Source organism: Algoriphagus kandeliae, from assembly GCF_004571135.1.
Classification (GTDB): Bacteria; Bacteroidota; Bacteroidia; order Cytophagales; family Cyclobacteriaceae; genus Algoriphagus; species Algoriphagus kandeliae.
Map to the genome: position 1 here is coordinate 471,489 of NZ_SPSB01000004.1, position 14,555 is coordinate 486,043.

12 protein-coding genes are annotated in these 14,555 nt (G+C 39.9%); 3 read left to right on the forward strand and 9 right to left on the reverse strand.

The annotated features are described in order from the left end of the window. From E4S40_RS14390 to E4S40_RS14400, 3 genes are read right to left on the reverse strand one after another with little or no spacing between them, the layout of a single operon-like run. Positions 1 to 792: a rhomboid family intramembrane serine protease gene (locus tag E4S40_RS14390; RefSeq protein WP_135075585.1), complete on the reverse strand. Its 792-nt coding sequence runs from the start codon at positions 790 to 792 to the stop codon at positions 1 to 3. A gap of 6 nt (positions 793 to 798) precedes the next feature. Next, the gene (gene mutL / locus E4S40_RS14395; protein ID WP_135075588.1) at positions 799 to 2,646 is read right to left on the reverse strand and encodes a DNA mismatch repair endonuclease MutL; all 1,848 of its coding nucleotides are present in this window, start codon (positions 2,644 to 2,646) and stop codon (positions 799 to 801) included. Continuing rightward, positions 2,643 to 3,050, reverse strand: a complete 408-nt coding sequence (locus E4S40_RS14400; protein WP_135075591.1) for a hypothetical protein — start codon at positions 3,048 to 3,050, stop codon at positions 2,643 to 2,645. The genes mutL and E4S40_RS14400 overlap by 4 nt, the downstream gene beginning before the upstream one ends. A 246-nt stretch (positions 3,051 to 3,296) precedes the next feature. Here E4S40_RS14400 and E4S40_RS14405 point away from each other — a divergent pair, with 246 nt between their 5' ends. Beyond that, entirely contained in the window at positions 3,297 to 6,251 is a 2,955-nt protein-coding gene (locus E4S40_RS14405) for a glycoside hydrolase family 3 N-terminal domain-containing protein (RefSeq protein WP_135075594.1), read from the forward strand. A 182-nt stretch (positions 6,252 to 6,433) separates the two neighbouring features. Here the strand turns inward: E4S40_RS14405 and E4S40_RS14410 are convergent, their stop codons facing one another. From E4S40_RS14410 to E4S40_RS14435, 6 genes are all read right to left on the reverse strand, one after another. Then, complete coding sequence (locus tag E4S40_RS14410; protein ID WP_135075597.1) at positions 6,434 to 7,294, reverse strand: CPBP family intramembrane glutamic endopeptidase; 861 nt, start codon at positions 7,292 to 7,294, stop codon at positions 6,434 to 6,436. Between the two features lie 343 nt (positions 7,295 to 7,637). Continuing rightward, positions 7,638 to 8,786, reverse strand: a complete 1,149-nt coding sequence (locus E4S40_RS14415) for a DUF4221 family protein (protein WP_135075600.1) — start codon at positions 8,784 to 8,786, stop codon at positions 7,638 to 7,640. Positions 8,787 to 8,858: 72 nt separating this feature from the next. Further along, the gene (locus E4S40_RS14420) at positions 8,859 to 9,074 is read right to left on the reverse strand and encodes a hypothetical protein (protein ID WP_135075603.1); all 216 of its coding nucleotides are present in this window, start codon (positions 9,072 to 9,074) and stop codon (positions 8,859 to 8,861) included. A 340-nt stretch (positions 9,075 to 9,414) separates the two neighbouring features. Next, positions 9,415 to 10,572, reverse strand: coding sequence for a DUF4221 family protein (locus E4S40_RS14425; protein ID WP_135075606.1), 1,158 nt, complete (start codon positions 10,570 to 10,572; stop codon positions 9,415 to 9,417). Between the two features lie 58 nt (positions 10,573 to 10,630). Next, positions 10,631 to 10,879, reverse strand: coding sequence for a hypothetical protein (locus tag E4S40_RS14430; protein WP_135075609.1), 249 nt, complete (start codon positions 10,877 to 10,879; stop codon positions 10,631 to 10,633). A gap of 248 nt (positions 10,880 to 11,127) precedes the next feature. Beyond that, positions 11,128 to 12,450 carry a M24 family metallopeptidase gene (locus tag E4S40_RS14435; protein WP_135075612.1) on the reverse strand — a complete coding sequence of 441 codons (1,323 nt, stop codon included), beginning with the start codon at positions 12,448 to 12,450 and terminating at the stop codon, positions 11,128 to 11,130. 219 nt (positions 12,451 to 12,669) lie between these two features. On the opposite strand from E4S40_RS14435, the gene bshA reads away from it, so the two are divergent. Both bshA and E4S40_RS14445 read left to right on the forward strand, forming a co-directional pair. Beyond that, on the forward strand, positions 12,670 to 13,809 hold the full coding sequence (gene bshA, locus E4S40_RS14440) for an N-acetyl-alpha-D-glucosaminyl L-malate synthase BshA (protein ID WP_135075615.1): 1,140 nt from the start codon (positions 12,670 to 12,672) through the stop codon (positions 13,807 to 13,809). A gap of 110 nt (positions 13,810 to 13,919) precedes the next feature. Continuing rightward, positions 13,920 to 14,546 carry a sterol desaturase family protein gene (locus E4S40_RS14445; protein ID WP_135075618.1) on the forward strand — a complete coding sequence of 209 codons (627 nt, stop codon included), beginning with the start codon at positions 13,920 to 13,922 and terminating at the stop codon, positions 14,544 to 14,546. The last annotated feature ends 9 nt before the right edge of the window (positions 14,547 to 14,555 follow it).

Sequence of the window (14,555 nt, forward strand, 5' to 3'; positions counted from 1 at the left end):
CTAGTAGAAGCTATTTCTGTCTTTTTTCCATTTATAAACCAAAGCTGCTCCGATCACCAAACCGCTCAAATGGGCAAAATGAGCAACATTATCCAGTGGGTTATTCACCAATACGTTGTACAGCGTATAAAGGCCGTAAAATAAAACTAAATATTTTGCCTTGACCGGCATAGGCGGGAAAAGCAGGAAAAGTTGAGTGTTTGGGAAAAGCATGGCAAATGCTATCAAAACCCCAAACAATGCTCCTGAAGCCCCAACCATTGGAATATTAGATTGAATTTCTAAAATGGCATGAAGGGTCTGTTTTGCTTGACTCACCTTTCCGGCATCCTCAGGATTTCGGCTGAAATCATCCACGAAATCAAATACACTTCGCTCAAAGAAACCCCGATTATCCAAAACGATTCGGTTAAACACCTCCGGATCAGGATTCGCATCAAAGGCCTCCACCCGACTTTCCAGTTGATTGACTCGATAAATATTATAGCCTGAATACAACACCCCCGAACCAACTCCACAAACCATCCAAAGAGTCAATAATTTCTTAGGTCCCAGAAACTGTTCTAACAAAGGGCCAAATATCAAAAGACCAAACATGTTGCTGAACAAATGCCAGAAATCAGCATGCATAAACATGTATGTCAGGAATTGAAATGGCTTGAAATAAGGGCTACCGATATAGTAGAGCGCAAACCACTGATCGAGTTGAGGCAAGATAAATCCACTCACCAAAAACAAGATGACGTTGATCAACAATAAATTTTGTACGACGGGAGTAAGATTTCTAAACATAATTTTCTATTTCCCAAAGAAGGAGTGGATGCTGCTTAAATCCAATTTTACAAAGGTTTTGTTCCCGGAAAGCCCATAATTAGGGTTTTGACAGGCAAAAAGCTGGCCTACGAGGGTTTCCATCTCTTGATCTTTCAGTTTTTGACCTCTTTTGAGAGAGGACCTTCGTGCCAAAGATCGGGCAAGATTTTCCCGGGTTTCCAAAGAAAGCTCATTTTTGAAGTTTTTAAATTGCTCTATCAAACCTTCAAAAAGCTCCTTTTCATTTCTAACTTGAATATCTGCCGGCACACCCTGAATCACAACGGCTTGATTCCCAAATACAGAAATCATAAATCCCAAACTGTGCAATTCAGGCAACAATCCAGAAACCAATTCAAAATCCCCTTGACTCAATTCCACCACAGGAGGAAAAAGGCTTTGCTGAGAAGGGCCTTGTGCCAATTTCAACTGCCTTAAATATCGTTCATATAGAATTCGTTCATGGGCTGCTTGCTGATCTACGATCAACAAACCAGTAGACATTTGAGCGACGATGTAATTGTTTTCAACCTGAAAGGTCGTCCCTGTATTTTCAAGACTTTCTGAAGAGCCCAAAAGCTTGCTCTCACTCTCAGTATTTGCCCGGGATGGAAAAGTAAGAATTTCAGTTTCCTCTTCATCATTCGAACTCTTCTCTATTTCCACCGTTCGTTGTACTCCTTCAAAGAGTTTTTCCCAGCCACTTGGGTTGGCCTTTTTCAGTTCAGGAGTATTAAACGTTTTATAGCTGTATTCCCGATCTACCGCAATTTTGGTATTGGGATCTTGATCCCATTTATCTTTGAAATTGACATCAATACTAAAATCCAGAGCAGGAACTACATGATGGGCTCCCAAAGCTTGCTTCACTGCCGCCCGTACGACCGCATAGACCGTTCGCTCATCATCAAACTTGATCTCGGTCTTGGTAGGGTGAACATTGATATCGATATGAGAGGGATCTATTTCCAGAAATAACACATAAAAGGGATGCTGATCTGGCTGAATAAGTCCTTCAAAGGCATTGGAAACAGCATGATTCAAATAACTGCTTTTGATAAAGCGATTGTTTACAAAGAAAAACTGTTCTCCACGGGTTTTCTTAGCTGATTCAGGTTTTCCGATATAGCCCTTCACATTCACATGAGGGGTAAGTTCCTCACAGGGCACTAGTTGGGATTGATAATTTTTACCAAAAAGCCCCACAATTCGCTGACTCAATTTCCCTCCATGGAGCTGAAAAATCTCCATATCGTTCTGCATGAGCGTAAAGGAAATCTCCGAGTAAGCTAAAGCCACCCGCTGGAATTCCTCCACAATGTGTCGCATTTCCACAGGATTGGATTTCAGGAAATTCCTGCGGGCAGGTACATTGTAAAAAAGATTTTTCATGGAAACAGAAGTCCCTGGTCCGGTGGCTACAGGCTCCTGATTTCTCACCTCAGAACCTTCAATTTGGATCAAAGTACCCAACTCATCATCCGTGCGACGAGTCTTTAATTCGACTTGAGCAACTGCCGCAATGGATGCCAATGCCTCTCCTCTAAAGCCAAAAGTTCTAATAGAAAAGAGATCTTCACTACTACGGATTTTGCTGGTAGCGTGCCGCTCAAATGCCATTCGGGCATCGGTAGGAGTCATTCCCTTTCCATTATCAATGACTTGGATAAGTTGCTTTCCGGCTTCTTTCACCACTACCTGAATACGAGTAGCTCCAGCATCCACTGCATTTTCCAATAATTCCTTCAATGCAGAGGCAGGACGCTGAACCACTTCCCCAGCCGCAATTTGATTTGCGATGGAGTCAGGCAAAAGCTGAATCAAATCACTCATCGGCTAGCTTTGGATTTGAGTCTGGTGAAAAAATACCCACCTGCAATCAAAACCATGATGTACAGAAGGTATTCGAAAATTACCGGACCGATATAAATATATCCAGCCAATCCACCCACCAAAACCAAAAAAATTATGGTACGCAGCATGGCCGTAGAAGCCAAAACACTTGTTCCCCTTGGGCGAATTCCCTGATGTTGAGAAAAAGATCCGCGTATACCGGTTTCATATCGCTTCAATCGATCCTCTTCACTGATTTCGCCACCCAATTTTCCTTCTGCCTCCAATTCCTTTTTGATTCGGGCAGTCCGCTGCTCTAGCTCCTCTTTGACAGGGTCATAATAGCGGGGCTTGATATCAAATCGGCTGGGGCTAGCTGTACGAAATATGGAGGGAAACTTCATTATTTTAAGACTAATTGGCCTGAATTTAGAATTTGAAAATTGGTTTTAACCGAAAATCAAATTTATAAGATTTTAAACTTCCAAAGTTGGCGAATGTTGGAGGGTCTTTACTATCTTCAATGTCAAGATTCCCTGAAGGAGTTCCAATTGGGTCTTTTTTGAAGAAGTTTAACACTTCAACTGCTACATGCAAGGGTAGGCCATACAAATTTAAAGTTAAAATCAAGTTTAAAAAATCAATTCAGCATGCGGAATTGGCTCTGGAAAATAGCTAGTCTAAGTGTCTTAGCCTTATGTTTCACCACTCCATCGGATGGACTCAACTCCTATCCTATGGATGTGGAGACAGAACCAGAGAACATGGACATGCTCAATTGGGTCGACTCAGTTTTCAATAACTTAAATGAAGACGAGCGCTTGGGGCAGCTTTTTATGGTCGCTGCCTATTCTAACAAAGACCAAAATCATGTCAATGAAATCACCAATCTGATCGAAAAGGAAAATCTGGGAGGCTTGATATTTTTCCAGGGAGGGCCTGTTCGACAGGCTAAGCTTACGAATTTTTATCAATCCAAAGCCAAAACCCCATTACTTCTCGCGATGGATGCAGAATGGGGAATAGGGATGCGCTTTGACTCCATCCCGGATTTCCCAAAAGCCATGACTCTGGGAGCCATTCCCGATACCGATTTGATCTATGAAATGGGTAAAGAAATGGCTCGACAGTTCAAAGAACTGGGAATGCATATCAATTTTGCTCCTGTGGTGGACGTCAACTCCAACCCTGATAATCCGGTCATCGGCTATCGTTCCTTCGGAGAAAATCCACAAGCAGTAGCAGCCCGATCGGTCGCTTATATGAAAGGTCTTCAGGACCATGGAGTCATTGCAAATGCTAAGCATTTCCCAGGACATGGAGACACCGAGTCCGATAGTCATTATTCTCTTCCATTGATTCGGCATCCGGAGCAGCGGATTTGGGAAGTCGATCTCTATCCCTACCAGGAGCTTTTTAAGGAAAACCTGAAGTCAGTCATGGTAGCTCATTTGAATATTCCGAGTTTAGAAGAAACCGGAAATAAGCCAACCAGCCTCAGCAAAAAAGTAGTAACAGATTTGCTCCAGAAGCAGATGAATTTCAAAGGGCTGATTTTCACAGATGCTTTGAATATGCAGGGAGTTACCAAATTCTACAGCCCTGGAGAAGTGGACCTTCAAGCTTTATTGGCTGGGAATGATGTGTTGCTCTACTCTCAAAATGTATCAAAAGCAAAAGCACTCATTAAAGATGCTGTAGCGAATGGAAAAATCGAACAGGGGGAAATCGATAGACGTGTCAAAAAAATCCTTAAGGCCAAATATGAAGTTGGACTCAACAATTACTGGCCAATCGAATTGGAAGGGCTTTATGAGCGAATAGTCACTCCAAAAACAGAAGAAGTTCGAGAAAAACTTTTTGCAGCGGCTTTGACAGTGGCTTCCAATAGAAATGAGCTTCTGCCTTTCCGACAATTAGATACTAAGCGTTTTGCGAGTGTAAGTATAGGAGGCAAAGGAGATGAATTTCAAAAAACCCTTTCAAAATACGCTCCTTTTGAGCATTTCACCATCTCCAAAGCTGCCAGTGAGTCAGAGCATTACAATCTGATGAAAAAACTGGAGGACTTTGATGTGGTGGTAGTGGGAATGATGGGAATCACCAACAATCCCAAGCGGGCATTTGGTGTAGCTCCCGGGGATGTAGCCCTGCTTCGTAAACTTCAAGAACGACAGGACATCGTCACAGTTCTTTTTGGAAATGCCTATGCCACTCGATTTTTCGAAGGTTTAGATCATGTTGTAATAGCCTATGAAGACAATGATTTGACCCAAAACCTTACTCCCCAAATTCTTTTTGGAGGTCGTCCTGCTATGGGAATTTTGCCTGTTTCTACAGGAACCCAATTCACCTTTGGAGTGGGTGGTTTTTTGAGTGGATTGAATAGACTTTCCTACGGGACACCCGAGAGTGTAGGACTTGACAGTAAAACACTGGATAAAATCGATGAAGTGGTCGATAAGGCTATCAAAATCCAAGCGACTCCAGGTGCCAATGTGTTAGTGGTAAAGGATGGAAAGGTTGTTTTTGAGCGATCCTATGGACAATTGGAATATAGAAATAGCCCAAAGGTAAATTCCGAAACGGTCTATGATTTAGCCTCCATCACCAAAGTTTTGGCCACGACACAAGCCGTAATGTTCTTACATAGCCGAGGAGAACTAGACATGAATAAGACATTGGGGGATTACCTACCTGAGTTGCGCGGCACCAACAAAGCCAATTTGGTTTTGAAGGAGGTGATGGCTCATGAAGCCGGACTTAAGGCCTTTATTCCTCACTATGCAAAAACGGTGGAAGGAGGCCAATGGAAATCGGAATTTTATCAACCTTCTTCTGCCCCGGGATTCAGCAGACCTGTTTCCAATGACATGTACGCTAATAATTCCCTCCGCGACAGTATTTGGCAATGGACTGTGGAATCTGAACTTTTACCTAAGCGAGGGGGTAGGAACCGATACGTTTACTCCGATTTGACTATGTATTTTATGCAAGCTGTGGTCGAGCGAATTGTAAACCAACCTTTGGATGAGTTTTTGGATCAAAATTTCTATCAACCTCTTGGGCTTTACACGATGACCTTCAAGCCTTTTGAAAAGATGCCTTTGGATAACATTGCTCCAACTGAAAATGATGTGGCTTTTCGAAAAAGACAGGTTAGAGGCTATGTCCACGATCCTGGCGCTGCCATGTATGGAGGAGTGGCTGGACATGCCGGGCTTTTTGGCAAGGCAAATGACTTGGCAGTCATGATGCAGATGATGCTCAACATGGGTTATTATGGAGATGTGAGCCTTCTGAAACCCGGAACAGTCCGAGAATTCACCAAGCGTCAATCCACTCAAAGCCGAAGAGGATGGGGATGGGACAAACCTGAACCCGAGCCCGACAAAGGTGGCTCAGCTGGAAAATTAGCACCGAAATCTACCTTTGGCCATACTGGATTCACGGGTACTTGTGTATGGGCTGATCCAGAGAACAATTTGATCTATGTCTTCCTTTCCAACCGGGTCTATCCCGAAGCTGAAAACCGAAAGTTGCTTAGTGAAGAAATTCGAACACAAGTTCACGATATTATTTACGAAGCATTAGCTAAAAAATAAATAAGTCCCCAAAAGCCTTTTTGGAGTTTAATTTTTTTTAAGATCCCTACCCATTATAAAATTCAGCTCAAACCACCCATTTTGTTTGAAATTGATTTGAGCCATAGTAGTACCAGTCAGAGAATTTGAGAAAAGAAGGAAGCTCATTCTCAAAACAAGCCTTTTGATTGAAATTTCAACTCCTATTTCCTCAATAAAAGGGAATCAGATTCAAGTGCCTCAATTAAATTCGCTTTCAATACATCGTACCCACCTTCTGATTCCAGTTTTATTTCATACTTCATAAATGGCTCTGAAATAGCAAAAGAATCCAATAAACTTGGGTTCACGATACCAAGAATATCCTGAAGATTCATATTGGTAATCTGCAACTCATTCCCTTCTGGACTGAAGGAGCCCTCATTCGATTTTAAAAAAGGAACCCTCTTCCATTCAATCTTGTAACCATCACCATCCACGATATGTAATTCCTCAGAAACAAATTGAAGAGCCAGCAGAAAAATAATGCCTCCTAGTAGGTTCCATGCCCCATGAAATAACATGGCCCACCAAATGGATTTATTGATGATTATCCAACTGAGTATGAGTCCTAAAGAAAAAGAAATTGCTAAAAAGGGAAGCCAAGATCTAGTTAAGTTTGCTTGTGAAGGCAAATGATGAATGCTAAAATAAAGAGAAGAAACAATCAGAAGTAAGTCCAAAATCCAATCTTGGCTATAGCGTTTATAAATAAAAAAAAGACAATAGAGCATCACCATAAGAAAAAAAACGAGTGTATTCCAACCAGTTATAATCAAACCTAGGGGTGTGAGCAAAAGGAAGAGCGATTGAAGCACCTTATTATTTGTCAAAAAACCCCTAAACCGGATCTCTTCCAAAATTGGTGCAACTAAAACAGGAAGAGTAAAAATGACTAAATAAAAATTTGTGAAACTACCAGGCTGTCTTCGATCTAGCGGTGGCATTACATTAAATGTAATCAGATAAAGTATTGTCAGTGAGAGAAGAATACTTCCACTGACAATTAACCAATTCTTTTTCATTTTAGGAGGTCCGTTAACTAAGCGCTTACCATTCACTAAGATAAAAATAGTTAAATCCTACTATATAAAACAAATCAAAACAAGGCCTGAGCTTTTACCTTAAAAATGACCTCCGGTTTCAGGCTAAATATCTAAGCATTTGACATGTTCGATAAACCTTTGGGGTTTTAGAAACCCCGAAGTTTCTGGTCAATTTTTCCTTGTGCTGTTTCTGGAGAAGCAGGAAAACAGAAATTCGAACTGATATCCATAATGTAATCTACCAATCTATGACCAGAAATTATATAGAGTATCAAAGATTTTCGAGAGAATGAGTTGTTGGTAACATGAATTTCAAAAAGGATTATTTCAGACTAGCAAAGTTGAAAGTGTGAAATACCAATTCATCTTCTTTAAAAGAAGGATTATCCGGATGCATCGGAAATAAATTCAATCCATTTTCATTAATAAAATAATGATGGCTTAAATACATGTTTCTAGGAAGAGTAAACTCCTTAATTAAAGAAAAATCTTTTCCGTCATAGATACTAATGGTGAAATATCTAGGCGTATATCCAAACTTCATAGCGTCTTTGTCATTTGAAATATCTTCCCCAGGCCATCCAAAGCGGAATAAGAGATTATTATATGGATCAAAGACTAAACCTAAATTTGTTGAGCTTTTATACATGAGATTGATATTTTCAGTGGGTGATTGAGACATTCTTGGAGAATTCCAGTACTCGTTGGAAAAATTCTGAATCAGATCTGATTTTAAGGTAAATTCCCTGTAGCTATCCCCATTAAAATCAATTTCAAATAACGTATTACTTTGATCATGTATAAGAAGCAGGGAATTAGAAGTGGCAGCTAAACCAAAATCTATTGAATTATTGAATCTCAAAAGGGATTCTGGAGCTTTAAATTCTAAATAATCAAACTCTTCTTTTTTCTGATTAAACGAGAAAATTGGAGGATAATTCTTTAGTGCCTCTTCATTCAACTCAGAAGGCAAAATGTTTTTTAGGTCGCCCATTAAAAAGAAATACTGACCATTTCCATCTGTTTGTACAGTATTGGAAAACCTAGTCATGGAAACAAATACTCCACCTAGCTTTGAATAGTTGAAATAATCATATTGATTAAGCTTTTCTCCTTCTGAATTTATCAATGCAAATTGATAGGCCATTGTAGGAATATAAATACTGTCATTATTGGCAACAAAGAATCCAAGTGGCATTCCCAGTCCATTTGGCCCCTCCTCCTCTAATTTTATTGATTTCTTTAGAGTTTTCTTAGAAAGATCGAAGATTGAAATAGTTTGACGGTTGGCATTCCACCAATACAAATTTCCATCAAAATACTGCAATGTTCGTGTGTAAGGATCTATTTTAAGGTCAATGGGGATTGAAGTCGTGTCAATAATATAATCCAATGGATTATCAGAAGCTGTTTTAATATCTGAACAAGAAAAGTGTGCAAAAGCTAAAAGAAATAATAACTTTTTTTTCATTGATTAATTAGTTTAAATAAAATCAGGCCTCGTTTGCTCTTACAAACAAGACCTGATTTAGAAATTTAAGGCTTAAAGTCCTGATTCCTCAACTACAGGATAGGTTGTCGAACAATCAGCACCTCCATATGCACAATAACCGTCAGGGGCTGACATTAAACAAAACTGAACCTCTTCAGACCAACTACACAGTTTAACATTATTCTGGGCCATTGAGGTGCTTGCCATAGCACCCAAAAAAAGAATCAAAAGAGAGCTGGCAACAAGTTTTTTAATTAACTTTTTCATTTTTCAAAGATTTAAAATTAAACGATTTATTAAAAAGTTCTCAGCGCCGAAAACTTGAACTAAAAATAATACCCCCCCCCATGAAAAAGTCAAAAGCTTACTAAGATTTTTTTCAAAAGAGCCTCTAGTTGCTAGTTAAAGTCATTTCAGGATTCGGTTTGATCGTTTATTCGATTTCCGACTTCCTGGCTTTTGGCCCAATTGCTGAACATTTGCCAACTGCATAAACCTTTGGGGTTTTAGAAACCCCGAAGGTTTTTGTCAATTTTTCCTTGTGCTGGTTCTGGAGAAGAAGAACAGCAGGGAATATTCTGCATTCGGAAAGGCAGGAAAACAAAAATCACTTTGACAATTCCTTTATCCGAATTAGGTCACCCTTAATGAAATTCTCATCATCCTGATTTTTACTATTATAACTAATCCAAAGCCCTTCGGAAGTCACAAATGAAAATCCCACATTATAAGTATCCTTCTTTGGCAGATAAAAATCCGAAATCAAATTAAGCTTGGAATCCAAAATCGAAACCAAAATTTTATTGTAATTGACATAATGAAAATCAGCTTCGGTGGAGTTTGGCCGTGGAGAACTACTTAGTCGATAAAAAACGTTTCTGTAAGAGTCATAGAAAATTTTATAATAAAAAGGGTTTTCCGCCATGAATGACTGTTTTTCAGAAGTATTCATAGGACCGAATGGAATATCATCTGCTTTGACCTTCTTCCAAGGTGGATTTGCCTCTACAGAACTGATACTGGAACTATGAAAATCATATCGGAAAACCTCTGGACTGCCCGAAAAAATATATGCGAAGCCCTTTCTATCGAGAGTCGCTGAAGTCAAAAAAAGTTTACTCAAATCAAGCCTTTTACCTAGATAATTGGCTGGATAGTGAATAGGGATAGATTTCGATTTCCCTGTCTCTAGTGAATACGAGGCAAATATCCTTTTCTTTTCTGGTTGGTTAAAACTCATAAAATAAAGGAATATTTCTTGCGCGTCAGAATTGTATAAAAGTTGGGACGCAAATCGAAGGGAAGGACTATTATCATATACCTTCTCTCTTTCACCAGTCTCAAAGCTACTCTCAAAATCACCATACCTTCTCTTCAATTGCCCTTTACTATTGATCAATACAATGGCTTGATTATTCTCTGCCAAAAAAATAGAATCTTCATTGTGGTAATAAAAGCTAGTGATCTCATTGACAGCATTTGGTCCATTAAATTCAAATGGAATGGAAGAAACCACCGAATCCAAACGCGTATCGATAATATCAAGTGCATGATTATAAACATTAAATACAAGCAATGAATCATTTCTTACCTGATTGAAAAAATAAAATTGGCCTAGTGAGTTACCGGTATGGAAATACTTCGAAACCACCTCCGGTGAGAAAGAAATCGGAACAGTTTTCTCCTTTGAACAGGAAAATAGTCCAAGAAACAGGAGAGCAACAGAAGCAAGTTCTAGCCTCAGGAAAAGGTCTAATTTTTTCATAAATCCTAAAATTCCATCTCAGCGGAATCACTGAGACGGAATAATTTTAGATTAAAATTTAACAGGCTCCAATCGGTTTTTTCTTTGATTTCCCACATGAAAGAGAGCTTTCAACCGAATCACAATATTTACCCTGATTATAAGGGCAGTCAAAATAATACCACTTGGTCTTTTCTCCTCCTATGTCATCCGGGTTTGTGGCTTCCTCCTCCTCAGGTGGATTAGTAGTTTGAGCTGGGGCAGGAGCATACAAAAATCCCATTAATCCAAAGCTCATTGCAATAAAAGCAATTCTTACTTTTTTCATTTTTTCAAAGATTTAAAATTAAACGATTTATTAAAAAGTTCTCAGTGCCGAAAACTTGAACTAAGAATAATACCCCCTCCTATGAAAAAGTCAAGTTTTAACTATAAATTTTTATCATTTTATCCTAAATAACCATAACCACTAGTTAAAATCATCTTTAAAAGCGAGCTAAGAATACAATTCAAATCGGATTTTTCATTTCAATCCCAGTGAAATTCAATCCTTAATGTTAATGGAACCGCCAAACTCTACTTCACCAAAATCAATTCTTCCTGAGGTTCAATAAGGTATTCAGCTCCATTTTCGGTTACTACCGCCATCTCTTCAACTGAAATAGTCTTCGTCGTTCCATCCGGACGCTTCCAAGCATGAAATCCATCAAAGGCAAAAACCATCCCCTGTTTCAGTTCCTTTTGAGCTGCAGGCCGGATGCTTGGAGCCTGTGAACCACCGAGGTTGGGTCCCACATCATGTGCCACGTAACCCACAGGATGTCCCGTACTCCACATGACATATTCCGAACCGGCAGCTTCCATCAATACTCGCTGAGCTCGGTCCACATCCACTCCTTTCACTCCAGGTTTCATTGCCGCTAGGGCTGCTCTAGAACCTGCCTTTCCATGCTCCCAATATTGCTGAATATCATCCGGAGCTTGAGTTTCTCCTTCTTTTAAAACATAGGCAAAGCGCTGAATATCGCTTACCCAGATATCATAAAGCTTAACTCCAAAATCAATCTGAATAACATCCCCTGGCATAATGACTTTGTCTGTCGCATGAGAATGACCTCGATCAGGACCTGAATTTACATTGGGATTTTGGTCAGGATGCCAAGCATCGGTTACTCCATATTCTGCCATCTTCGCCTTTAAAAATTTGGCCACATCTGCATCTGTGGTTTTCCCGGGCTCTATCATGGCATAGGCTTCATATTGAAAATCAGATGCCATTTGAGCTGCCTGACGCATGATTTCCACTTCAGCAGGCAACTTGATCGAAAGCCATTCATAGACCAATTCGGTAGAAGAAACCAACTTTGCGGCATCCTCACCTAACAGGCCCTCCAATTCCTCTCTCTGAGAAAAGGAAAGTCCATCCGCCATAGAATTCGAAGTGGATGAATTAACTGCGATTTGCTTGAAGTTTTTGCTTTTGATAAAATCAGCCGCTTCAGCCAAAGCTGAATTTCCGCGAGGAACTTTCACTACTTCATCATGAATGTCCAATTCGTCTAAGGCTGTCGCTTCGCCCTCGGGTGAAAAAACCAGAGAATGAAATCCAGACTCATCAGTGTAAAATAAAAATGCTGCCGTGCCTCCTGCGTTTTCTCCTCCTACATGTACTGCGATCGGGTCATTGTTATTTTCCCTACAGACCGTAATCCAACAATCCACTTGAGCAGCTTCCATTGCTTTTGGAAGAAGTTGGGAAATACGTTGTTTTCGAATTTCCGGCCAGGGATTTTCGGACCAATCCGGCTTTTCCGAAACGACTTCTTGAGTAGGAGTCCCGCTACATGCCGCTACAATTAGGATGCTTAGAAGTTGAAATAATTTGAAGCTGATTTTCATAGATTTTCGATTTAGACGCTTAAAATACCAAACTACTTCCAACTGCAAAAAACTTTCTTGAAAGACAGCCTTCTTCTTTTTCAAGCTGTAATTCAAGCAAATAGAAAGAACTAGAATTTCTAATAATCCTCGAAAAATCGATTAATTCCCCTTATTTTGAACAAAACTTGACCTTATGCGTGTTTAATTCGCGGAAAGTCTACAGGTACTCAAAAAACTATGAGAATTGGAATCGTTTGTTACCCCACCTTTGGAGGTAGCGGGGTAGTTGCCACCGAATTAGGTAAGGGCTTGGCCAAAGTGGGGCATGAAATCCACTTTATCACCTATCGGCAACCTACCCGTCTGGATTTTTTCAGTGAAAATCTCTACTACCACGAAGTAGACATCAAGAGCTATCCGCTTTTTGAGCATGCTCCTTATGAACTGGCTTTGGCGAGTAAGATGGTTTCGGTAGTGAAATACGAGCATTTAGACCTTCTTCACGTCCATTATGCGATTCCTCATGCTTCCGCAGCTTACATGGCAAAAAAGATCCTTGCCGAGGAAAACATCCATATTCCAATCGTGACTACACTGCACGGAACGGATATTACTTTGGTGGGAAAAGATCCAAGCTACGAGCCAGTGGTTACTTTCAGCATCAATCATTCTGATGGAGTGACTGCAGTTTCTCAAGATTTGAAAAATGAGACTTACAAGTATTTTGGAGTGAAGCGGGACATTGAGGTCATTCCAAACTTCATCGACTTAGATCGCTTTAAAAAACAAAAGAAGGAGCACTTCAAATTGGCAATTTGTCCTCATGGAGAAAAGCTTTTGGTCCACACTTCCAACTTCCGAAAAGTGAAACGAGTGGAAGATGTAGTCCGTGTTTTTTATGAAGTTCGAAAACAAATCCCTGCCAAACTTCTTTTAGTAGGTGATGGACCTGAAAGGGACAGAATGGAGCGACTTTGCCGGGAATTGGGCACCTGTGATGATGTTCGGTTCTTAGGAAAATTAGATGCTGTTGAAGAGGTACTTTCGGTATCAGATTTGTTTATTATGCCATCTGAAAAGGAAAGTTTCGGACTAGCCGCTTTGGAAGCAATGGCTTGTGAAGTTCCAATTTTGACTTCCAATGCGGGGGGTATTCCTGAATTGAATGTCAATGGAAAAACCGGTTTTGTCTGTGAGGTAGGAGATATTGATGATATGAAAGAAAAGGCTTTAACCATCTTGGCTGATGAAAACCTTCCGACTTTCAAAGCCAACGCTTTGGCGAGAGCAAAGGAGTTTGATATCTCCAATATTTTGCCTCTTTATGAGAAATATTATCAGGAAACGATAGAAAAATCCTTAGAAAAAGTTCAATAAATTGATTTTCACTTAAAATGTGACAAAAATCAATGGCAATAAGAACTTGGAATCTTTAATTTCGCGTTCGATTTTAAAATCTACTTGTAGTTCACAATCTGAAAGGAAAAATGAAAAAAATAGGAAGATTGGACCGCCCGGATAATTTTGGTTCTGCCAAAATGTTTGAAAATCCGATTTTGGAGCGTATTTCCAGAACACATATTCTGGTGCCGATCACGATGTTTTTTGTGTTTGCTGGCGTATCCCTTTATTATGGTATTACCACTACTACGATCTCTTGGCCAATGGCAATTGCCTTGTTTTTGATTGGATACATTGCTTTTACGTTCGTGGAATATATGATGCACAAGCATTTTTTCCATATGGAACCTGACACTCCGATCAAGGATAAGCTTCAATATACCGTTCACGGAGTTCATCACGATTATCCAAAAGATAAGGATCGCCTGGCAATGCCTCCATTTGTGAGCGCTGCCTATGCCGCAATTTTCTACTTGGTATTCAAGTTGATCATGGGAAATTTCGCATTCTATTTCCTACCTGGCTTCTTGGTTGGATATGCAAGTTATTTGGGAGTGCATTACATCGTTCATGCCTACAATCCTCCTAAGAACTTTCTGAAAATATTGTGGGTGAATCATGCCATTCATCATTACAAAGATCCGGACTCTGCCTTCGGGGTAAGTACGCCACTTTGGGATTTTATCCTAGGAACACTACCTAAAAAAGATTAAAATCAAACC